Origin of the sequence: Bosea vaviloviae (assembly GCF_001741865.1) — a bacterium.
GTDB classification, from domain to species: Bacteria; Pseudomonadota; Alphaproteobacteria; order Rhizobiales; family Beijerinckiaceae; genus Allobosea; species Allobosea vaviloviae.
Genome location: NZ_CP017147.1, coordinates 2,367,508 through 2,389,336, shown reverse-complemented (window position 1 = coordinate 2,389,336; position 21,829 = coordinate 2,367,508). Strand labels below are relative to the sequence as shown.

Annotated in this window: 20 protein-coding genes, 1 pseudogene and 1 riboswitch; of the genes and pseudogenes, 12 read left to right on the top strand and 9 right to left on the bottom strand. The window is 67.2% G+C overall.

Translation table 11 applies throughout. The annotated features are described in order from the left end of the window. Positions 1-146 precede the first annotated feature (146 nt). Together rnhB and BHK69_RS11145 are read left to right on the top strand one after the other, a co-directional pair. Entirely contained in the window at positions 147-758 is a 612-nt protein-coding gene (rnhB, locus tag BHK69_RS11150) for a ribonuclease HII (protein WP_069690163.1), read from the top strand. Between the two features lie 338 nt (positions 759-1,096). Then, entirely contained in the window at positions 1,097-2,296 is a 1,200-nt protein-coding gene (locus BHK69_RS11145; protein WP_069690162.1) for a site-specific DNA-methyltransferase, read from the top strand. Here the strand turns inward: BHK69_RS11145 and mutY are convergent. Continuing rightward, positions 2,274-3,359, bottom strand: a pseudogene (gene mutY, locus BHK69_RS11140) (A/G-specific adenine glycosylase); the annotation flags it as partial. The gene BHK69_RS11145 and the pseudogene mutY overlap by 23 nt on opposite strands. Before the next feature lie 83 nt (positions 3,360-3,442). On the opposite strand from mutY, the gene BHK69_RS11135 reads away from it, so the two are divergent. From BHK69_RS11135 to BHK69_RS11090, 10 genes are all read left to right on the top strand, one after another. After that, positions 3,443-4,039, top strand: coding sequence for a demethoxyubiquinone hydroxylase family protein (locus BHK69_RS11135; protein ID WP_069693561.1), 597 nt, complete (start codon positions 3,443-3,445; stop codon positions 4,037-4,039). A 388-nt stretch (positions 4,040-4,427) separates the two neighbouring features. Beyond that, complete coding sequence (locus BHK69_RS11130) at positions 4,428-4,925, top strand: DUF721 domain-containing protein (RefSeq protein ID WP_069690161.1); 498 nt, start codon at positions 4,428-4,430, stop codon at positions 4,923-4,925. A 90-nt stretch (positions 4,926-5,015) separates the two neighbouring features. Continuing rightward, positions 5,016-5,636, top strand: coding sequence for a DsbA family protein (locus BHK69_RS11125; protein WP_069690160.1), 621 nt, complete (start codon positions 5,016-5,018; stop codon positions 5,634-5,636). Positions 5,637-5,848: 212 nt separating this feature from the next. Beyond that, a complete protein-coding gene (locus tag BHK69_RS11120) occupies positions 5,849-9,304 on the top strand; it encodes a chromosome segregation SMC family protein (protein ID WP_069690159.1) in 3,456 nt (1,151 codons plus the stop codon). Positions 9,305-9,526: 222 nt separating this feature from the next. Beyond that, positions 9,527-9,877: an AtpZ/AtpI family protein gene (locus BHK69_RS11115; RefSeq protein WP_069690158.1), complete on the top strand. Its 351-nt coding sequence runs from the start codon at positions 9,527-9,529 to the stop codon at positions 9,875-9,877. Between the two features lie 44 nt (positions 9,878-9,921). Further along, the gene (locus BHK69_RS11110) at positions 9,922-10,686 is read left to right on the top strand and encodes a F0F1 ATP synthase subunit A (protein WP_069690157.1); all 765 of its coding nucleotides are present in this window, start codon (positions 9,922-9,924) and stop codon (positions 10,684-10,686) included. A gap of 63 nt (positions 10,687-10,749) precedes the next feature. Next, on the top strand, positions 10,750-10,977 hold the full coding sequence (locus BHK69_RS11105; protein ID WP_056707584.1) for a F0F1 ATP synthase subunit C: 228 nt from the start codon (positions 10,750-10,752) through the stop codon (positions 10,975-10,977). 131 nt (positions 10,978-11,108) lie between these two features. After that, the gene (locus tag BHK69_RS11100) at positions 11,109-11,666 is read left to right on the top strand and encodes a F0F1 ATP synthase subunit B family protein (protein WP_244548471.1); all 558 of its coding nucleotides are present in this window, start codon (positions 11,109-11,111) and stop codon (positions 11,664-11,666) included. 11 nt (positions 11,667-11,677) lie between these two features. Further along, positions 11,678-12,154: a F0F1 ATP synthase subunit B family protein gene (locus tag BHK69_RS11095; RefSeq protein ID WP_069690155.1), complete on the top strand. Its 477-nt coding sequence runs from the start codon at positions 11,678-11,680 to the stop codon at positions 12,152-12,154. A 100-nt stretch (positions 12,155-12,254) separates the two neighbouring features. Continuing rightward, positions 12,255-13,082 carry a dienelactone hydrolase family protein gene (locus BHK69_RS11090; RefSeq protein WP_069690154.1) on the top strand — a complete coding sequence of 276 codons (828 nt, stop codon included), beginning with the start codon at positions 12,255-12,257 and terminating at the stop codon, positions 13,080-13,082. Positions 13,083-13,188: 106 nt separating this feature from the next. Here BHK69_RS11090 and BHK69_RS11085 read toward each other — a convergent pair whose 3' ends face one another. From BHK69_RS11085 to BHK69_RS11050, 8 genes are all read right to left on the bottom strand, one after another. Next, positions 13,189-14,475 (bottom strand): L,D-transpeptidase family protein, encoded by a 1,287-nt coding sequence (locus tag BHK69_RS11085; protein ID WP_069690153.1) that lies wholly within the window; start codon positions 14,473-14,475, stop codon positions 13,189-13,191. 197 nt (positions 14,476-14,672) lie between these two features. Beyond that, a complete protein-coding gene (gene gcvPB, locus BHK69_RS11080) occupies positions 14,673-16,247 on the bottom strand; it encodes an aminomethyl-transferring glycine dehydrogenase subunit GcvPB (RefSeq protein WP_069690152.1) in 1,575 nt (524 codons plus the stop codon). A gap of 15 nt (positions 16,248-16,262) precedes the next feature. Next, positions 16,263-16,919 carry a hypothetical protein gene (locus BHK69_RS11075; RefSeq protein ID WP_069690151.1) on the bottom strand — a complete coding sequence of 219 codons (657 nt, stop codon included), beginning with the start codon at positions 16,917-16,919 and terminating at the stop codon, positions 16,263-16,265. A 27-nt stretch (positions 16,920-16,946) separates the two neighbouring features. Continuing rightward, complete coding sequence (gene gcvPA / locus BHK69_RS11070; protein WP_069690150.1) at positions 16,947-18,287, bottom strand: aminomethyl-transferring glycine dehydrogenase subunit GcvPA; 1,341 nt, start codon at positions 18,285-18,287, stop codon at positions 16,947-16,949. Between the two features lie 161 nt (positions 18,288-18,448). Next, complete coding sequence (gcvH, locus tag BHK69_RS11065; protein ID WP_069690149.1) at positions 18,449-18,823, bottom strand: glycine cleavage system protein GcvH; 375 nt, start codon at positions 18,821-18,823, stop codon at positions 18,449-18,451. 29 nt (positions 18,824-18,852) lie between these two features. Continuing rightward, positions 18,853-20,016, bottom strand: coding sequence for a glycine cleavage system aminomethyltransferase GcvT (gcvT, locus tag BHK69_RS11060; protein ID WP_069690148.1), 1,164 nt, complete (start codon positions 20,014-20,016; stop codon positions 18,853-18,855). A 161-nt stretch (positions 20,017-20,177) separates the two neighbouring features. Next, positions 20,178-20,278: riboswitch (glycine riboswitch) on the bottom strand. Positions 20,279-20,417: 139 nt separating this feature from the next. Then, positions 20,418-21,053 carry a hypothetical protein gene (locus BHK69_RS11055; RefSeq protein WP_069690147.1) on the bottom strand — a complete coding sequence of 212 codons (636 nt, stop codon included), beginning with the start codon at positions 21,051-21,053 and terminating at the stop codon, positions 20,418-20,420. After that, complete coding sequence (locus BHK69_RS11050) at positions 21,050-21,541, bottom strand: invasion associated locus B family protein (protein ID WP_244548470.1); 492 nt, start codon at positions 21,539-21,541, stop codon at positions 21,050-21,052. Before BHK69_RS11050 ends, BHK69_RS11055 begins: the two co-directional genes overlap by 4 nt. Positions 21,542-21,829: the final 288 nt, after the last annotated feature.

Here is a 21,829-nt window from a genome sequence, read left to right as displayed (position 1 = left end):
CCACGTCTTGAACACGGCCCCTCGCCGAAAGAAGACGTGGATGGTCGGGACAAGCCCGACCATGACGAGGAGCGCGCCGGCCCGATGACGTGGACAGCATGCCGAAAGCATGGCCGGCCGGCAACGCATGTTGCATAAGGCGCGGCATGAGCGCCGATTTCAGCCGTGAGACACAAGCCATCGCAACCGGGTTCTGGCCGCTGGCCGGGATCGACGAGGTCGGGCGCGGGCCGCTGGCCGGGCCGGTCGTGGCCGCGGCCGTGATCCTCGACCCGGATCACGTGCCGGCAGGGCTGTGCGATTCGAAGGCTCTGAGCGCTGCACGCCGCGAGGAGCTGTTCGGCGCGATCGCCGCGAGCGCGCTCGGCATCGGCGTCGCCAGCGCCACGGCGGCCGAGATCGACGTCATCAACATCCGGCAGGCGACGCTGCTGGCGATGCGGCGCGCGGTCGCCGCGCTGCCGGTGCGGCCGGTCTTCGTGCTGGTCGACGGCAACGACCCGCCGGCCCTGCCCTGCGCCTGCGAGACGATCATCCAGGGCGACGCGCTCGTCGCCTCGATCGCGGCGGCCTCGATCATCGCCAAGGTGACGCGCGACGCGATGATGGCCCGACTCTGCCGGCGCTACCCGGCCTATGGTTTCTCAGCCCATGTCGGTTACGGCACGCCGGCGCATCGCGCCGCGCTCGAGGTGCACGGCCCCTGCCCCGAGCACCGCTTCTCCTTCGCACCGGTGAAGGGCGTCTGGCAGCGCTGAGACCTCGCCGAAGACGGTTCTCCGTCATGGTCGGGCTTGTCCCGACCATCCACGCCTTGCACCCGACCTAGCAACGCATCTCGGCATCGTTGTCGCCCGCAAGCCGCGCCGCAAGGCGTGGATGGTCGCCACAAGGGCGACCATGACGAGAAGGCAGCCGCACTCATCGCTCAGATCCGCGTTAACCTGCGCTTAGGAAATTCGCCTGACTCGCCAAAGGGCTAGGCAAAAGCTGCAGCCCCAAAACGAGACGCATTTTTTTCATCGCGGAAACCCGGCTTTTACCCTGACTCGGCAATATCGCGACTGTTCAAGTTGCGTAACGGTCTTGGGGCGTCATGGGTATTTTGCGTACCGGGACCACCAGCGCCGCCGTCCGGATTCAAGTTCCGCGTACCGGACGGCCCGCGCTGCAGTCACCGATCAAGGCTCCACGGCTCGAAGCGGCCGGCCTTCCTCTGGAACTCCCTCTCGACCAGGTGCTCGTCGGCGACTGCGTCGCCGCGCTTGAGCGCCTGCCCCCGGCCAGCGTCGACCTCGTCTTCGCCGACCCGCCCTATAATCTCCAGCTCGGCGGCGACCTGCGCCGGCCCGACGACAGCCTTGTCGACGCCGTCGACGACGATTGGGACAAATTCTCGTCCTTCGCCGATTACGACGCCTTCACGCGCGCCTGGCTTACGGCCTGCCGCCGCGTGCTGAAGCCCGACGGCGCGCTCTGGGTCATCGGCTCCTATCACAACATCTTCCGCGTCGGCTCGATCCTGCAGGATCTCGGCTTCTGGATGCTGAACGACATCGTCTGGCGCAAGGCCAATCCGATGCCGAATTTCCGCGGCCGGCGCTTCACCAATGCGCATGAGACGCTGATCTGGGCGGCGCGCGGAGCCTCATCGAAATACACGTTCCACTACGAGGCGCTGAAGGGCGGCAATGACGACCTGCAGATGCGGTCGGACTGGTATCTGCCGCTCTGCACCGGCGAGGAGCGCCTGAAGGATGATGCGGGGGTGAAAGTCCACCCGACGCAGAAGCCCGAGGCCCTGCTCGCCCGCGTCATGCTCTCGGCCAGCAATCCCGGCGACGTGATCCTCGACCCCTTCTTCGGCACGGGCACGACCGGCGCCGTCGCCAAGGCGCTCGGCCGGCGCTTCATCGGGCTGGAGCGCGATCCCGCCTATGCCGCCGCCGCTCGCAAGCGCATCGCCGCCATCGAGCCGCTGCCGCCGGAAGCCTATTCGACCGCGCCCTCCAAGCGCAGCGAGCCGCGCGTGCCCTTCCTCAGCCTGGTCGAAGCCGGGCTGGTGAAGGCCGGCGAGAGCGTCACGGACGAAAAGCGCCGCCACAAGGCGACGATCCGCGCCGACGGCACGCTGATGCTGGGTCCGGCGGTCGGCTCGATCCACAAGGTCGGAGCGCTGGCCCAGGGCCTGCCGAGCTGCAATGGCTGGACCTTCTGGCATGTCGACCGGCCGGCCGGGCTGATGCTGCTCGACGTCCTGCGCGGCGAGATCAGGGCGCAGATGACGGCGGCCTGAGCGCCGCCAGCCCGGCCTCGACCACCTTCAGCATCAGGCTCGGGAACGGCTCGTCGCGCAGCTTGCCACGCGGCGTGAAGCGCATGCCCAGCGGGGCTTGCGACGTCGCCGGCGCCTTCGCCACCAGCACGGTCAATTCCAGCGGAAAATGCGTGAAGACATGGCGCACCGGCGTGCCCAGCTTGCGCCAGCGCGTCACGAATGGCGCGTCCTGCGCGGCGCCATCCAGTTCGTAGTCGGCGCGCCAGTCGCTGGTCGGCACCTCGGCCATGCCGCCGAGCAGGCCCTTGTTCGGGCGCGTGCGAACCAGGAGCGCGCCATCCTCACGCAGCAGCACGAAGGCGGCGCCATAACGGGTGACGCCTGCCTTCTTCGCGGCCTTGCGCGGATAGCTCTCCTGGGTTCCGGCAGTTCGCGCCCGGCAGGGCTCGCGCCAGGGGCAGATGCCGCAAGCCGGATTGCGCGGCGTGCAGATCGTCGCGCCGAGATCCATCAGCGCTTGTGCGAAATCGCCCGGACGCGCCATCGGCAGCAGCGCCAGAACATGCTCGCGAATCACAGGTTTGGCGCCGGGCAGCGCCGCCTCGATGGCGAAGAGCCGGGTCATGACGCGCTCGACATTGCCGTCGACGGCGGCAGCGGGCCTGTCGAAGGCGATCGCGGCCACGGCGCCTGCGGTATAGGCGCCGATGCCCGGCAGGGCGCGCAAGCCCGCTTCGGTATCGGGGAAGCGGCCGCCATGGCTCGCCGTCACGGCCTTGGCGCAGGCGTGCAGATTGCGGGCGCGCGAGTAATAGCCGAGCCCGGCCCAGGCCTGCATGACCTCCTCTGAGGGCGCAGCTGCGAGCGCCTCGACCGTCGGAAACCGCGCCATGAAGCGCTCGAAATAGGGTTTCACCGCCGTGATCGTGGTCTGCTGCAGCATGATCTCGGAGGCCCAGACGCGATAGGGGTCGGGCCTTTCGCCCGGCAGCACCCGCCAGGGCAGGCTGCGGCGATGGCGGTCATACCAGGCGAGGAGATCGGCCGCCTTGGCAGCGGGCTGTCGCGTTGCGAGGGGCATCTGCGTTGCGAGGGTCATGACCCCGGTTTAGCGTGCCGCTCCCCGACCGCAAGATGCGAACTTCCATGAGCCTCCGCGATCATATGACCATCTCGTCGGAGAGGCTTGCGTCACGCGACGCGCTGACGATCAAGCGGATCGTGCGCGTGAACCATGCCGGGGAATACGGTGCGATCCGCATCTATTCGGCGCAGACCGCGGTGGCGCGCCGGCTCTGGCCTGACATGGTGTCCGCTTTGGGACAGATGTTGGCTGACGAGATCGACCACTGCGCCAAATTTTTCGCCGCAATGCCAGCGCGCGGCTCGCGTCCGTGCCGCATCATGCAGCTATGGAGTCTCGGTGGATCTCTGCTCGGCTTGCTGACGGCATTGATGGGGCGACAGGCGATTTGGATTTGCACCGCAGCGGTTGAAGAGGCTGTGCACCGACACCTCGATGACCAGTTGCACTTCCTGCAAAGCCGGGACGTCGGCCTCCACGCCATCATTAGCAGCATCCGTGAGGAGGAATTGGCGCATCTTCATCATGCTGAAGCGCAACTCGGCGGTGAACAACAACGCGCGCTGCAGACAGTGCTGCAATCCACCATTGCGGCAGCCACCGAAACTCTGATCTGGCTTTCGACATGGGGGGATTCCACCCGCATGACGCGCGCGCTGCGGCAAGCGTCCCCGTAACGGCCAACGATTATGCTGTTTGGGCGCCGATGCCGCGACGCCTCTTCCCTTCTCCCCTCGGGGGAGAAGGTGGCGCGCAGCGCCGGATGAGGGTGTGCCCTCTCAATAGGAGGCGCTCCGGCGCGGTTGCGCCCCAACAATCAACGGCACACCCTCATCCCTGCCCTTCTCCCATACGGGAGAAGGGTTCCCCGCGCCCTTCGGCCGAACCGAGATCCTGCTCATTCAGAAATTTCGCGCTTACCAGCAGCATTCGTGATTCAGTACAAGGATGTAGATGACTGGCCATTGGTCGCGGACAAGCTCAAGTCCTCCACCCAAAGCCGCCCCCAGCGCCGCACTGCCCCCACCCGCTTGCACCCTACCGACGCCACGCCCACAATGGTGCATGGCTGCCAAACCCCTCGCCGACCTGATTGATGACTGCCTTGCGCCGGCGCTCGCCGCGCAGGGCTTTGCCGGCCGCGCCATCGTCTCGCTCTGGCCCGAGATCGTCGGCGAGCGGCTGGCGGCCCGCTCGCGGCCGCTCAAGATCGACTGGCCACGCCGCCGGCCCGCGCCGGGCGAGACGTCCGACCCCGCCACGATGGTGGTGCGGGTCGAGGGTGCTTTCGCTTTGGAGATGCAGCAGCTCGCGCCGCTCGTGCTGGAGCGGGTCAACACTCATCTCGGCTGGCGCGCCGTCGGCAAGCTGGTGCTGAAGCAGGGGCCGGTCGAGGCGCCCGCAATCAAAAAGCCGCCGCCACCGCCAGACCCGGCAACGGTCGCGCGCGTGGCGCAGCAGGTCTCCGGCATCGTCGATCCGGACTTGCGGGCGGCATTGGAGCGGCTTGGCCAATCAGTCAGCTCGGGTGCCCGCCATGGCCGGCCCGACACAGCTTCGTGAGCGCCGTCAGATCACACCGAACCGATCTTGCCACAATCGTGATGGCCTCTATGGTCCGGCAACCGATTTCGCTCTCAAGGACACTGCATTATGACGAACAGGCGACAGCTTCTGACCGGCACCGCCGGCCTCGCAGCCGCCGCGATGCTGGGCGCGCGCAGTGCCCAGGCGCAGACCGACCTGACCACGGCCGGCCCGCTCGGCGATGTCTGGCTCGGCAGTGCCGACGCCAAGGTGACGGTCATCGAATACGCCTCGTTGACCTGCAGCCATTGCGCCGCCTTCCATCAGGACACTTGGCCGGCGCTGAAGGCGAAGTACATCGACACCGGCAAAATCCGCTTCACGCTGCGCGAATTCCCGCTCGATCCGCTGGCGACGGCCGGCTTCATGCTTGCCCGCTGCAACGGCAACGACAAATACTACCCGATGACCGACATGCTGTTCAGCCAGCAAAAGGCCTGGGCTTTCACCGACAAGCCGGTCGATGCACTGTCGAGTATGGTCAAACAGGCCGGTTTCACACAGGAATCGTTCGAAGCCTGCTTGAAAAGGCAAGATATCTATGACGCCGTCACGCAAGTGAAGGATCGTGGGGCCAAGGCTGGCGTCGATGCGACGCCGACCTTCTTCATCAACGGGCAGAAGCGTTCAGGTGCGCTCTCGATCGCCGAATTCGACAAGATCATCGAGCCGCTGCTGGCGGGCTGAGGACGCGCGCGGATTTCCCTTCTCCCCTTGGGGGAGAAGGTGGCTGCGAAGCAGACGGCTGAGGGCAGCCTCGCGCGATCCTATCCGTCCCTCATCCGACCCGGCTTTGCCGGGCCACCTTCTCCCCCATCAAAGTCGGCTGCTGCCGACTTTGACACCTTGGGTTGCCCATCTCGGGCAGGCCCGAGATGGGTGGGAGAAGGATTAGCGCTATGCAGCTGACGCGCCTCAAGCTCACCGGCTTCAAGACCTTCGTCGAGCCGACGGAATTCCTGATCCAGCCGGGGCTGACCGGCATCGTCGGGCCCAATGGCTGCGGCAAATCCAATCTCGTCGAAGCCCTGCGCTGGGTGATGGGCGAAAGCTCGTTCAAGAACATGCGCGGCTCGGGGATGGACGATGTCATCTTCGGCGGCTCGAATGAGCGCCCCGGCCGCAACATGGCCGAAGTCGCGCTCACCCTCGACAATACCGACCGCAAGGCGCCCGCCGCCTTCAACGAGACCGATGTCCTCGAAGTCACCCGCCGGATCGAGCGCGAGGAAGGCTCGACCTATCGCGTCAACGGCAAGGAGGTGCGCGCGCGCGACGTGCAATTGCTCTTCGCCGATGCAGCGACCGGCGCGCGCTCGCCCGCTCTCGTGCGGCAGGGGCAGATCAGCGAGATCATCTCGGCCAAGCCGCAATCGCGCCGGCGCATCCTCGAGGACGCCGCCGGCATCGCCGGCCTGCACAGCCGCCGCCATGAGGCCGAACTGCGCCTGCGCGGAGCGGAAGAGAATCTGACGCGTCTCGAAGACGTGCTCGGCGAGATCGACGGGCAGATCGAAGCGCTGCAGCGCCAGGCGCGGCAGGCCGGGCGCTATCGCAGCCTGGCCGCCGATATCCGCCGGGCGGAGGCCGTGCTGGCGCTGATCGCCCATCACGAGGCGCGCTTGCAGGAAGCCCAGGGCGAGCGCGCGCTGGAGGCGGCCGTGCGCGGCGTCGCCGAGCAGACCGGCATCCAGGCGGAAGCGGCGCGGATGCAGGCCGTCGCGGCACATGCCCTGCCTGCTCTGCGCGAAGGAGAGGCTGCAGCGGCCGCGACTTTGGTGCGGCTCAAGCGCGGCCTCGACGAGATTGAGGCCGCCAATCGTCGCGCTAGGCAGCGTGGCGAGGAGCTCGGCCGGCGCTTGACCGAGCTTCAGGGCGACCTCGCCCGGCAGGAGAGCGTCGCGCGCGATGCGAGCGGAAGCCTGTCGCGGCTGGCGGAAGAGGATGATGAGCTGGCGCGCGAGGGCGCAGGCGCCGCAGCCAGCGCCGAGGCGGCAACGGTCAGCCTGTCCGAGACGGAAGTCGCCCTTGCCGCGGCCGAGACGGAGCACGCCGCCGCGCAGGCGCGCCTCTCCGATCTCGGAGCGCGGCGCGGCGCGCTCGAACGCGCCTTGCGCGAGGCGCGCGAACGCGTTGCCAGGGCCTCGGGCGAGCGCGACCGTTTGCTGCGCGACCAGGCCGCGCTCGACGCCGCAACCGCATCGACACCGCTGGCGGCGCTACGGGAGGCGGTCACGGCCAGCGAGGCCGCGATGGGTGAGGCCGACGCCCGGGCCAATGCCGCACGCGGCGCGCTTGGGGCCGCCCGCGAGCGTGAGACGCAATTGCGCGGGCCGCTGGCAGAGGCCGACCGCAAGGCGCAGCGGCTGGAAACCGAGATCAAGACCTTGCAGAAGCTGCTCGCGCCGGCGACCGGCGATCTCTGGCCGGCGATCATCGAGGCGATCAGTGTCGCCAAGGGCTATGAGACCGCGCTCGGCGCAGCGCTTGGGGACGATCTCGACGCCGCCACTGAGGCCTCCGCGCCGACGCATTGGCGCGACACCGGCCCGGGCGGGGGCGATCCGGCCTTGCCTGCCGGCGTCGAGGCGCTGGGCCAGCAGGTGCGCGGCCCCGCCGCGCTGAAGCGCCGGCTCGCGCAGATCGGCATCGTGGCGCGCACTGAGGGCGCGCATCTGCGCGATCAGCTCAAGCCCGGCCAGCGGCTGGTCTCGCGCGAAGGCGATATCTGGCGCTGGGACGGGTTCACCAGCGCCGCCGAAGCGCCCTCGCCGGCCGCGCGCCGCCTCGCCGAGAAGAACCGGCTCGGCGATCTCGAACGCGAAGCTCAGGCCGCGCGCGAGGCGGCGGAAACCGCTCGGGACGGTCTCGATGCGGCGACGAACGAAGCCAAAGCCGCCGCCCAGGTCGAAACCGTGGCGCTCGAAGCCGTGCGCATGGCGCGGCGTGGGCTCGACCAGGCGCGTGAACAGCTCACCGCCGCCGAGCGCAAGGCCAGCGAGACGGCCGCAAGGCGCTCGGCGCTGAGCGAGGCGATCGAGCGTCTCGGCCAGACCATCACTGAGGCGACGGCGCAGGTAGCCGGCCATGACGAGGCCTTCGCTGCACTCTCGCCATTGACCGATCTCGAAACCGTGCTGCTGAAGGCGCGCGTCGAGCTGGGCGAACGGCGCGTCGCGGCTTCCGATGCGCGGGCGCGGGTCCAGACCCTGGCGCGCGAGGCGGAGCTGCGCCAAAAGCGGCGCGCCGCCATCGCGCAGGATGTCACGGCCTGGCAGCAGCGCGCCGCCACCTCCAGCCAGACGGCCGAGGAAACCAGGCGCCGCATCGAGACGGTCTCAGCCGAGCAGAAGGCGCTGCTGGAGGCGCCCGACACCTTCCTGGTCGAGCGCCGCCGAATCGTCGCCGAGATCGAAACCGCCGAGGCTGGCCGGCGCGAGGCGGCCGACAGCCTCGCCAAGGCGGAAACAGCCCTGGCCGAGGCCGATCGCCAGGCGCGGGCCGGGCTCGAAGGCCTGGCCGGTGCGCGCGAATTGCGCGCGTCCGCCGAGGCCAGGCTCGAGGCCGCCCGCCAGCGCGTCTCCGACGTGGCGCGCCAGATCGAGGACGGGCTGGAGACGACGCTGGCCGAACTGCAGGGGCTGACGGGGCTGAAGCCCGGCGAGGACCTGCCCGCGCAAGGCGCGGTCGAAAGCCGCCTCGCCGGCCTCAAGGCCGAGCGCGAGCGGCTCGGTGCGGTCAATCTGCGCGCCGAGGACGAGCTCTCCGAGATCAAGGCCAAGCGCGAGGGCATGACGGGCGAGCGCGACGATCTGAGCGAGGCGATCCGGCGCCTGCGCCAGGCGATCGGCGCCTTGAACCGCGAGGGGCGCGAGCGCCTGCTCGCCGCCTTCGAGATCGTCAACGAGCAGTTCCAGCGCCTGTTCAGCGTGCTGTTCGGCGGCGGCACGGCCGAGCTGAAGCTGGTCGATTCCGAGGACCCGCTGGAGGCGGGGCTGGAAATCTTCGCCCGCCCGCCCGGCAAGAAGCCGCAAGTGATGACGCTGCTCTCGGGCGGCGAGCAGGCCCTGACCGCGACCGCGCTGATCTTCGCCGTGTTCCTGACCAACCCCTCGCCGATCTGCGTGCTCGACGAGGTCGATGCGCCGCTCGACGACGCCAATGTCGAGCGCTATTGCGACCTGCTCGACGAGATGGCGCGGCATACGCAGACGCGCTTCATCCTGATCACCCACAACCCGATCACCATGGCCCGGATGGACCGGCTCTTCGGCGTCACCATGGCCGAGCGCGGCGTCAGCCAGATGGTCTCCGTCGACCTCGCGACCGCCGAACGCATCCGCGAGGCCGGTTGAAAAATTGCCACAATCGACGCGGCAATGCGGCAAGAATGTCGCATCTCGCCTGAATTTATAAATATTCCAATACCTTAAGCCACTTTGCCCTGCCTTGACAGGGCGGGGACCGGGCAATAAAGGAGGCCGTGCTGACGACGGCTCGATGCGCGGGTCTGGACAGGGATAGGGTGATTTTTTGCTGGATCGTGGCCATTTCACGATCAGGGAGGGATCATCGCCATGTCGGAACCTGACAAAAGCGCCTCAGATACGGAGTTGCGCGCAAGACTGGACTCTTTGAAGACCGCCATCGGGCGGGCAGAGGAGAGCGAAAAGCCGGGCGCAAGTCCGGCTGGGAAGGACAAGGCGCTTGCGGGCGCGATGTCATCCGGGTTTCGCGCAGCAACCGATCTCGCAGGCGGCATCATCGCGGGCGCCCTTCTCGGGTTCCTCGGAGACCGGTGGCTCGGAACGTCTCCGTTCCTGCTGATCGCCTTTCTGGCGCTCGGCACCATCGCCGGTTTCCGTTCCGCTTATCGGCTCGGCGTGCGTCCGACCTCAGGGTCTCAGGACGACGCGGCGAAGAAATAACCGAAGAGGCAGCCAGGCTGGCTGCGCGACGAGGGGCTTGAGACATGGCGGCTGGCGGCGGAATCGATCCGATCCACCAATTCGAGATCCATCCGATCGTGGGCCTGCGCCCCTTCGGGCTCGACCTGTCGTTCACCAATTCCTCGCTGCTGATGGTCCTGATCGTGGGCGTCGTCTCGCTGGTCATGATCTATGGCTCGAGCCAGCGCGCCACCGTGCCCGGCCGCCTGCAGTCGCTCGCCGAGATCGCCTATGAATTCGTCGCCTCGACCGTCACAGGCGTGATGGGCAAGGACGGCATGCGCTTCTTCCCCTTCGTCTTCTCGCTCTTCATGTTCGTGCTGACGGCGAACCTGCTCGGCATGGTCCCGAGCTCCTTCACCGTCACCAGCCACATCATCGTCACCGCCGCCTTCGCCTTCCTCGTCATCGGCGTCGTGCTGGTCTATGGCATCGTCAAGCATGGCAGCCATTTCTTCGGCCTGTTCGTGCCGTCGGGCGTTCCCGGCTGGCTGCTGCCCTTCATGGTGCTGATCGAGGCGGTCTCCTTCGTCTCGCGGCCGATCTCGCTCTCCTTGCGCCTGTTCGGCAACATGCTGGCCGGCCATATCGCACTCAAGGTCTTCGGCGGCTTCGTCGTCGCGCTGACCACGGGCGCCGGCGTGCTCGGCTATGTCATCGCGCCGCTGCCGCTGCTGCTCGCCATCGCGCTCACCGCGCTCGAGTTCCTCGTCGCTTTCCTGCAGGCCTATGTCTTCGCGATCCTGACCTGCGTCTATCTCAACGATGCTCTGCATCCGGGCCACTGAGCCCAGAGCCGAGATCGCGAGAGTTCACCCACCCGCTCAAGCTTTTCACACCGGAGAAAGACTATGGATCCTGTTGCAGCCAAGTATCTCGGCGCTGGCCTCGCCTGCCTCGGAATGGGCCTCGCCGCCATCGGCGTCGGCAGCATTTTCGGCAACTTCCTCTCGGGCGCGCTGCGCAACCCTTCGGCCGCCGACGGCCAGTTCGGTCGCGCCTTCATCGGCGCGGCGCTCGCGGAAGGTCTGGGCATCTTCTGCTTCGTCGTCGCGCTCGTCCTGATGTTCGTGCTCTGACGCACGCATCTTACGTCGCCTTGTCGAACTCCGGCGCGTCTCGCGGCGCCGGAGTGCCGGCATCACTGCTCTTCCGGCTGAAAGGCATTGCCATGCCGCTTCGTTCTGCAACTGTCTTCGGACGAGGACTGGTGGCTTCCGCTGCCCTGCTCGCGGCCGGTGCGGCCCAGGCCGCGGCAGAGCACGGCGCCAAGGCCTCCTTCCCGCCCTTCGACGCCAAGACCTTCGCCGGACAGCTCTTCTGGCTGGCGATCACGTTTGGAGCCCTCTACTGGCTGATGTCGAGGGTCGCCCTGCCGCGTGTCGGCGCCATCCTGGAAGAGCGGGCGAACACGATCTCGCGCGATCTCGACCAGGCCGCAGAGATGCAGGCGAAGGCCGAGGAAACCTCCCAGGCCTATGAGAAGGCCCTCACGGAAGCCCGTAAGAACGCGCAGTCGATCGCGCAGGCTTCCCGCGACGCCGGCGCCAAGGCGTCGGACGAGCGTCGCCGCTCGGTCGAGGCCGAACTCACCGCCAAGCTCGACAAGGCGGAAGCCGCCATCGCCAGCACCAAGTCGAAGGCGATGTCCAATGTCCGCGGCCTCGGCAGCGAAGTCGCGATCGCGATCGTGACCAAGTTGACGGGTCAGGCCCCCAGCACGGCTGAGGCGTCCGACGCGGTCGATCAGGCCCTGGCGCAGGGCTGAGGAGAGATCAGATGGATACCTTCTGGGTCGGCGTCGCCTTCGTCATCTTCCTGGGCTTGCTCGCCAAATTCGGCGTGCACAAGAAAATCACGGCCGCGCTCGATTCGCGTGGCGAGATGGTCGCCCGCGAACTGGCCGAGGCCCGTCGCTTGCGGCAGGAAGCCGAAAAGCTGCTCGCCGAATACGAAGCCAAGCGCAAGGCCGCCGAAGCGGAGGCCGCCAGCATCATCGCCGCGGCCAATGACGAGGCCAAGCGTCTCGCCGCCGAAGCAGAGACCAAGCTGAGCGAGTTCGTCACCCGCCGCACCAAATCGGCGGAGGACAAGATCGCTCAGGCCGAGATCCAGGCCGAGGCCGAGGTTCGCGCCGCCGCCGCCGAGGCAGCCACCCGCGCCGCCGAGGCCATCCTGCGTGGGCAGATGGCCGGGAAGGCCGGCGAAGCCGCCTTCTCGACCGGCCTGCAAGAGGTCAAGGCCAAGCTGAACTGAGTTCGTCTCGGCCGGCCATCAAATCGACGCCGCGATCCCCGGGATCGCGGCGTTTTTTCTTTGGCCCGCCCGCCTTGCGCCTTCAGGAGGCTTCCGTTCCATGACGCCGCTGCTTCGGACCGCTCTTTTCGCCAGCACCCTCCTCTTTGGTCCTGCCAGTCTGGTTCTCGCCGGCTCGGCATTCGCAATGGAGCAGGTCAGTTTCACCTCGCGCGACGGCACCCTCCTGACGGGCTGGCTCGCCAAGCCGGCGGGCGCGGGCCCCTTCCCGACTGTCGTCGCCATGCATGGCTGCGCCGGCCTCTGGACCCGCTCCGGCAAGATGAATGCGCGTGAGACCGACTGGAGCCAGCGCCTCAACGCCGCCGGTTACGCCGTGCTACTGCCCGACAGTTTTCGCCCGCGCGGATTATCCTCGCTCTGCAATGACCGCGACCGCGCGCTGACCCCGGCCGGGCGCGCCAAGGACGCCTTCGGCGCGAGCGACTGGCTGGCGCAGCAGCCCTTCGTCGCGGCCGGGCGCCCCAGCCTGATCGGCTGGTCGAATGGCGGCTCGACGGCGCTGCGCGTCGCCGGCGACGCCGCTGCAGCCGGCGCTGGCGGGTTTGGCAAGGCGATCGCCTTCTATCCGGGCTGCCGCGTGATCTTGAAGCGCGGCTGGAGCGCCAAGGTGCCGACCACGATCCTGCAGGGGCTCGCCGACGATTGGACGCCGGCCGCCCCCTGCCAGGAATTGGCGCAGCGCGGCGGCGCGCAGTTCACCGGCTTTGCCGGCGCCTATCATGATTTCGACCATCCCGACCTGCCGCTGCGCGAGCGCAACGCCGCCTTCTCGCAGCGCCCGGACGGCAAGGTCACGATCGGCACGAATCCGGAGGCGCGCCGGCAGGCGATCAGCGCCGTGATGGCGATCCTGGCCGCGCCATAGAGCATCGGCCCGAAAAGTGGGAACCGGTTTTCGGGGCAAGCCGATGCATAGGCGAAGCGCTGCAGCATCAGTCCGAATCCGATATTCGATCTGATGCTGTAGCCCCTCAGTTGATGGCGGTCGCCGTCTTCGCGGGAGCCGGCTTCGCTGCCACGGGCTTCACAGGCGCCGCTACTGCGGGCTTGGCCTCGAGCTTCTGGACGGGAACCGTGGGAGGCGTCTTGGGCTTGGGCTTGCGCGCCTGGATCGTCGAGGTGACGATGCCTTGCGGCGTGTCGAGCCCGTAAATGTCCTCGCGGAACTGGATCAAACCGTCGCCACTCTGCCAGCCGGTGAGATAGACCCAGGCGACAGGAACCGACTTCTTCAGCCGGATGTCCTTGCGCTCGTTCTTGGCGATCTCGGCCTCGATCGCGCTCTGCGTCCACTCCGTGCCTTCGAGCAGCCAGGCGGCGAGATCGCGCACGCCCTCGATGCGGGCGCAGCCCGACGAGTTGAAGCGGACATCGTTGCGGAACAGGCTCTTCTTCGGCGTGTCGTGCATATAGACCGCCTCGCTATTGGGCATGTCGATCTTGAGCTGGCCGAGTGCATTGGTGGGGCCGAAATCCTGCCGCACCGTGAAATAGGGCGAGGTCAGGCTCGCCCATTTGACGGTGGCCGGATCGATCTCGCGGTTTTCCGCGCCGAGCAGCTTCATGTTCGACTTCGCGACGAAGTCGGGCTCCTTGCGCATATGGGGGATGATGTCGGCCTTCACGATCGAGGTCGGCACCGTCCAGTAGGGGTTCAGATTCACCGAGGTGATGTTAGCCTGCAGCACCGGCGAAGGCCGGTCCGGCCGCCCGACCACGGCGAGATGCCGGCGCTGGACGACGCCGTTCTCGACCGCCTCGACGCTGGCGCCGGGAATATTGACCACGACATAGCGCTCGGCGAAGGCGAAGCCGTTGCTCTTCAGCCGCTCCAGCGTGGCGGTAAGCTGGTTCAGGCGCATCTCGACCGGTACGTTCATCGCTTTCAGCGTCAACCGGCCGACCGTGCCCAGATCCGACAGGCCATGGCGAAGCTGGAAGCGCTTCACGGCGGCAACGACGGCGGCGTCATAGACATCGCCCGGCAGAGCCTCGGGGGCCAGATCCCCGCTCAGCATCAATCGCTGCTTCAGGATGGTGACGTCGGGTCCCTGCGCATCGGGCTTCAGGCTCGAAACCGAGCCCGGCACCTTGGGCCAGCCACCGCGATTGGCGATGTCCTCATGCGCGATCAGCGCCTCGAGCGTGCGGTCATAGGTGTTGGGGCCGTAGCTCGGCTGCTCGGCGCGCGCGCCTGCCGCCCCCAGGAAAAGGGCAAAGGCAGCGGCGACGGAAATCTTGACGAAACGCACGGCCATGGAAGTGTCCCACAATGCGCCGAAGGCGCACCGCAAAGCTTCCCTCGCATATGGTCAAGGAAGCCTTAAGGCCGGGAGAGAATTACGTATCGGAACGTTTCAGGCGAGGCCGTCATTTCGCACACAGCGGAGCAACCCAGGAGGCTCGCTTGGCCCCTGGATCGCTTCGTCGCCAGACTCGTCGCAATGACGAGGGGCTACTCCGCCGCTTCGGCGATCGGCTGCGGCTTGACCCATTTCAGCACCGGCTGGCGCGCGGCCCGGGTTTCGTCGAGGCGGCGGATCGGGGCGTGGTGAGGGGCTGCCGTGAAGCGCGCCTTGTCGTTGCCCTGCGCCGCCATGGCGAGGTCACGCAGCGTCGCGATGAAGAGGTCGAGCGAGGCCTTCGATTCCGACTCGGTCGGCTCGATCAGCATCGCGCCATGCACGACGAGCGGGAAGTACACCGTCATCGGGTGATAGCCCTCGTCGATCATCGCCTTGGCGAAATCGAGCGTCGAGACGCCGGTGCCCTTGAGCCATTCGTCGTCGAACAGCGCCTCATGCATCGAGGGGTGGTCCGGGAAGGGCAGCGACATCAGGTCCGACAGGCCGGCGCGGATGTAGTTGGCGTTGAGCACCGCATCCTCGGAGGCCTGCTTCATGCCATCCGAACCGTGGCTGAGCATATAGGCAAGCGCGCGGACATACATGCCCATCTGGCCGTGGAAGGCGGTCATGCGGCCGAAGGGCTGGTTGCCGGCGGGCGCATCGTCCTTGTTCTCGATCAGGCGCGGCGTGCCGTTCTCGACATGGATGAAGGGCACCGGTGCGTAAGGCGCGAGCCGCGCCGACAGCACAACCGGCCCCGCACCCGGCCCGCCGCCGCCATGGGGCGTCGAGAAGGTCTTGTGCAGGTTGATGTGCATGGCGTCGACGCCGAGATCGCCGGGCTTGGCCTTGCCGACGATGGCGTTGAAGTTGGCGCCATCGCAGTAGAAATAGGCGCCGGCCTCATGCATCGCGGCGGCGATCTCGACGATCTGCGGCTCGAAGATGCCGCAGGTGTTGGGGTTGGTCAGCATGATCGCGGCGATCTCGGGTCCGAGCAGCGCCCTGACGTCTTCGACAGCGACGGTGCCGTCCGGACGGGCCGGTACGGATTTCACGGAGAAGCCGATCAGGGCCGCGGTCGCCGGGTTGGTGCCATGCGCCGATTCCGGCACGAGCACGACATTGCGGGTCGCGCCCTCGCCCTTGGCGGCGATGGCGGCCTTGATCGCCATCATGCCGCAAGCCTCGCCATGCGCGCCGGCCTTCGGCGACAGCGCCACCGCCGGCATGCCGGTCAGCGTCATCAGGTAATGCGAGAGCTGCAGCATCACGTCGAGCGCGCCGGGCACGGTCGAGAGCGGCTGGAGCGGGTGCAAGTCGGAGAAGCCCGGCAGCCGCGCCATCTTCTCGTTCAGGCGGGCATTGTGCTTCATCGTGCAGGAGCCGAGCGGGAAGAGCCCGGTGTCGATGCCGTAATTCTTCTGGCTGAGGCGGACATAATGGCGCATCGCCTCGGGCTCGGAGAGACCGGGCAGGCCGATACCGTCCTTGCGCGCATGCTTGCCCAGGCGCGGTTTGAACGGCGCGGGCGCATCGATATCGACACCCGTCGTCTCGTGATGGCCGATCTCGAAGATCAGCGGCTCGATCTGCTGCAGAGCCTTGTTGCCGGTGAAGGTGGCGTGCTGCTCGCTGGCAGCCTCGCCGGCCTGGGTGGGACGTCCCTGACGATTGAGCATGGTGTTTATGTCCGATCAGCGAAACTTGTAGGCGAATGAGAGCATCGAGTTGAGGCCGTCGCGCGCTTCCGCCGCGTCGAGCCCGATCGAAACGAAATACTGTACGAGGCGGTTGATCCCGGCCTGGTCGCCGGGACCGTTCGGCGGTGCCTGGCCGGCGAGCTTGGCGCAGATCACCCAGCTCATGGTACGGCGCTCGCGCGCCTGGTTGGCATAGAAGCGCGGATCCGAGGCGGCTTTCTCGAACAGCCGCCCCCAATCCTGATTGGCAGCAGCCGGGATCGCCTCGATGCGGATGAAGCTCGAATCCTGCGGGCTTCTGGCGCGATTGAGCAGATGGTCGACATCGAAACCGGCAAGCTCAACGGATGTCGCCCTGACGCCATAGGCTTCGCGAATGAACGCCAGATAGGCTGAGCGATAACCGGAATAACGCGCCGCGACCCAACAGCTCGCCTGCGTATCGGGATCGCCGGGCCTGGTCACCATGGCGACATTGCGCTCGTCGCGCCGGCCGACTCCACCGGCCATGCCGGCCTCGCCGGCATCCGAGATGAAGACCAGCCCTGGCAGGGCGCCGGGCGCTTCGACCTGCACCTGCACAAGCGGGTTGCGCACCCACGAGGCGATGAGCGCGCGCTGGCGGCGGGCGATGATAGCGTGCAGGGACATGAGAGCCGTTCCTTCCGTTACTAAACGTCAGAGAACCTCGCGCAGCCGCGCGACGAAGGCGTCACGATCATCATCCGTATTCACTTCGGTATTCGCCACGATCAGCAGATCGTCGAGCCCAGCGCCGGGCAACAGCCGCGAGACCGGCACGCCGGCGAGCACGCCCTTTTCGGCCAGCGCCTCGACCACCTCGGCGGCGGGCTTGGAGAGCTTCACGGTGAACTCGTTGAAGAAGCTCTCGTTGAGCACGGTGACGCCCTTCACCCCGCCCAGCATATCGGCGAGCTTGACCGCGTTGGCATGGTTGACCTCGGCCAGCCGCGACAGCCCGGCCTGGCCGAGCAGCGTCATGTGGATGGTAAAGGCGAGCACGCAGAGGCCGGAATTGGTGCAGATGTTCGAGGTCGCCTTGTCCCGGCGGATATGCTGCTCGCGGGTCGAGAGCGTCAGCACGAAGCCGCGCTGGCCGTCAGCGTCCACCGTCTCGCCGCAGAGCCTGCCCGGCATCTGGCGGACATATTTCGACTTGGCGGCGAAGAGCCCGACATAGGGGCCGCCGAAATTCAATGCGTTGCCGATCGACTGGCCTTCGCCGACGACGATGTCGGCCCCCATCTCGCCGGGCGAGGTGATCGCGCCGAGCGAAACCACTTCGGTGACGACCGCGATCAGCAAGGCGCCATGGGCCTGCGCCTTCGCGGCGATCGGAGCAAGGTCGCGCAGATTGCCGAAGACGTCGGGCGATTGCACGACGACGCAGGACGTCTCATCGTCGATCTGGGCGAGGATGTCCTCATTGGCCTCGACATCGGGCTTCAGCGCCACGACCTCGTCGCTCGCCATCTCGGAGAGCGTCTTCACCACCTCGGCGTAATGCGGGTGCAGGCCGCCCGACAGCAGGGCCTTGCGGCGCTTGGTGACGCGGTGAGCCATCAGCACAGCTTCGCCGGTGCCGGTCGAGCCGTCATACATTGAGGCGTTGGCGACCTCCATGCCGGTGAGCGCCGCGACCTGGGTCTGGAATTCGAAGAGATATTGCAGCGTGCCCTGCGCGATCTCGGGCTGGTAGGGCGTGTAGCTGGTCAGGAATTCCGAGCGCTGGATCAGGTGGTCCACCGTCGCCGGGACATGATGCTTATAGGCCCCGGCCCCGACGAAGAAGGCCACCGAGGAGGCCGCCATGCTCTTGGCCGCGATGCGCCCCATGATGCGCTCGACCTCGAGCTCGCCCTTGGCTGGGGCTAAATCGAGCGGCGCGGTCAGGAGCTTGCCGGCCGGTACGTCGCTGAACAGCGCATCGACATCGGGAACGCCGATGCGTGCCAGCATGTCGAGCCGGTCGGTGGCGGTAAGGGGGAGGTAGCGCATGGGGAATTCCCTTGAATGGCGTCATGCTCGGGCTTGACCCGAGCATCTCGTGAACCAGAGACGTCTCGTCAGGAGATTCTCGGATCTCCGTGGCGTTTATCCTTGGGCCGATCGAAGATCGGACCCGAGGGCTCCGTCCTGGAATGACGGAGCGCCGAGCCTCACAGCGTCTTGACGTAATCCTGGTACTCGGCCTCGCTCATCAAGCCCTCGAGCTCGGCGGCGTCGCTGAGCTTGAGCTTGACGAACCAGCCCTTGCCGGCCGGATCCTCATTGACCGTGCCGGGCGAGGCCTCGAGCTCGCTGTTGACGGCGACGACCTCGCCGGAGACCGGCGCATAGACCTCGGACGCCGCCTTGACGCTCTCGACCACGGCCGCTTCGCCGCCCTTGGTCACAGCCTTGCCGATGGCGGGCAATTCGACGAAGACGACGTCGCCAAGCTGCGCCTGGGCGTAGTCGCTGATGCCGACCGTGCCGGTGTCGCCCTCGATGCGGATATATTCGTGGTCCTTGGTGTAGCGGGTCTCGGCCATGGTCTTGTCTCCTGGAAAGGGAATGGGGATCAGCGCTTGTAGCGGTTGGGCACGAAGGGCATCGCGGCGACGACCGCCGGCAACGGCTTGCCGCGCACGATCAGATCAAGCCGCGTGCCAGGAGCGGAGTGCGCCTTGGCGACGTAGCCCATGGCGCAGGGCGCGTTCAGGCTCGGGCCAAAGCCGCCAGAGGTCACCTTGCCGACGATCTCGCCCTCGGGCGTGGCGATCTCGGCGCCCTCGCGAGCCGGAGCGCGGCCTTCTGGCAGCAGGCCGACGCGGACGCGCGCGGGCCCCTCAGCGAATTCGCGCTGGATGCGGGCAGCGCCGGGAAAGCCGCCCTCCTCGCGCCGGCGTTTCTGGACCGACCAGGTCAGCGCGCCCTCGACCGGCGAGGTCGTGGTGTCGATGTCATGACCGTAGAGGCACAGGCCCGCCTCCAGCCTCAGCGAATCACGCGCGCCGAGCCCGATCGGCTTGACGCGAGCGTCGAGCAGCAGCGTGTCCCAGATCTCGCCGATCTTGTTCGCGGCAACCGAGATCTCGTAGCCATCCTCGCCGGTATAGCCGGAGCGGCTGAGATTGGCCTTGATGCCGGCGACCTTCATGCTGCGCGAGGTCATGAAGCCCATCTCGGCGGCCTCGGGCGCGAGCACGGCCAGCGCCTCGGCGGCGGCTGGTCCCTGGATCGCGATCAGGCCGCGATGCTCGGCCCGGATCAGCTTCACATTGGCCGGCAGCCGCGCCTCGATATGGGCGTAGTCCTCGGTCTTGCAGGCGGCGTTGACGACGAGATAGAGCGCGCCGTCCTCATCGAGGTCGAGCGAGCGCGTCACCATCAGATCGTCGAGGATACCGCCCTCCTCGTTCAGGAGCTGCGAATAACGCTGCTTGCCTGGGGCGAGATTGAGGATGTCGGCGGGAATCAGGGCTTCCAGCGTGCGCGCCGTGGTCTCGTGATCGGGACCGACCAGGAAGGCCTGGCCCATATGTGAGACGTCGAAGAGCCCGGCCTTCTCACGCGTCCAGTTATGCTCGGTCAGGATGCCGCTGGGGTACTGCACCGGCATGTCGTAGCCGGCGAAAGGCACCATGCGGGCGCCGAGCGCGACATGGCGGGAATGGAGCGCAGTCTTGAGCGATGGGGTCTCGGGCGATGCATGAGCAATCGCGGTATCGGCTTCGGCAGCCATGGAGGGCCCCTTCCAGAGTCAAGCGCAAGCCCCGGACGGAACTGTCCGGAGCGCGCCCCCTCTGTCTCGGAACCTGAGAGATTTCCCCGTACCGGCGTCGTCAGCCGGACAGGTTACACCCGTCGGTGGGCGGAATCGCTTCCGCCACTTTCCAGAGCGCCAACTCCCCAGCGGTCCTTTTTGCCTGAGCGTTTCCGGGGCGGTTGCGCCTTCGGCGCCGAATCCGGACAAGTCCGAACCCGGTCTCTCCCGCGGGGATGTGCGGCTGAAGGCAGACATACTGGAGGCAGCCCTTGAGTCAATCGGGCGACTGCCTTGTTTCGCGGCAGGCGCCGCGATTTTCCACGCAATGCTAGCGCCGTTTTCTCACACAAACCGGTAACCGCTTCGCTCGAAAACGCTTACCTACGCCGCCTGTGGGCGGCCGTCGCGGCGCCCGCGGGCGAGAGGTCGACGGTGATCTCGACATCGCCACGGCCGGGCGGAACCACGATGCCCTGCTCGACATAGGAGAAATCGGTACCGCCCTGACCGCTGGCGATCGTGCCGCCGACGCGGGCCGAGCGGCGCGCCACCGAGGTCGTGCCGCGTGTCACCGTGGTCACCAGGGTCGCGAAATAGCTGCCCGGTGCACCGGCCGGGCCGAGCAGCACCCGGCCCTCGACGCCAACCTTGAGATTATAGCCGCCATTGCCCGTCGCCGTGCATTCGCGCGCAACATTCAGAATCGAAATTTGATGGCGCAAGCTGCCGCTGTCAGGGCCCGACTGGGCGCGCATCGCGGCGCCGCCATCGGCAATGATCACCTCCGGGCAGACCAGCGACTCTTCCTCGTCCTGGCGCTCCTTCTGGACCTCGCCCTGTGTCCTCGGCGGAGCCGGCGGCACGGTCGTAGACTGGAACATCACGACATTGCTGAATTTCTGGAACGCACTCGGTTCTCCCGAGGAGGAGCCCGACGAGCCGCAGCCGGCGAGGCCGACACACAAGACAGGAAGGATCAGCCAGTGCGGCCGGCTGAATGTCGCGTCAATCACGGCAAGGTCTCCACGCCGGGGCCGAATCCGGAAAGCGAGACGGGGATGCCCACGCCCTCCTCCGGTGTCTGGAACACGATGAATGTGGCGCTTTTGCCGGTCTTGAGCTGGCCGAGCAGCGCGTCGTCCATCACCACCTCGGCGACGCAGCCGGTGGTCAGGCAGCGCACGAAGCCGGCCCGGCCGATATCCTTGTCGTCGATCTTCAAGCCCAACCCCGAGGGCAAGAGCACACCGAGCGGCGCGACCACGCGCAACAGCCGGCTCTTCTGATCCGCCGTCTTGAGCACGATGACGAGCAGCGTCAGGTTCGGCCGATCCTCGGCCGCGACATTCTGCACGAGCGCGCATTGCTCGGCCTTGGCGCCAGGCGGCACCTCGCAGCGCATCTGCCAGTCGCCATGCGTCGACTTGACCGCGCCCTGCGCCAGCGCAGCGCCGCTGACGCTGCAGGCGGCCAGCACGGTCGCGAGGACGCGTCCGATCATCTTGCCCATCCCTGCCTAACCTCCAAATCGGCGCACGCCGCCGGGCGTGACGAATAAAGCAGCCGAATTCAGGCGAAAAGCCGGTCAGCGCCCCGGCGCGCGCCGCCCTCGCCAAATCATGCCCGTGTTGGGACCATGCAGGCCCTGTCCTGTCAAGGCGAGAGCCCAAAGCCGGGCCCGCCGCGGCATGCGACCTCGCGCGATTATGCCGCACGGCATGCGTGGAGGGCCCGCATTGCCCCACTGGCGCAAGCGTGATCTTTGATTTATCGCAATGCCGAAGTGCAG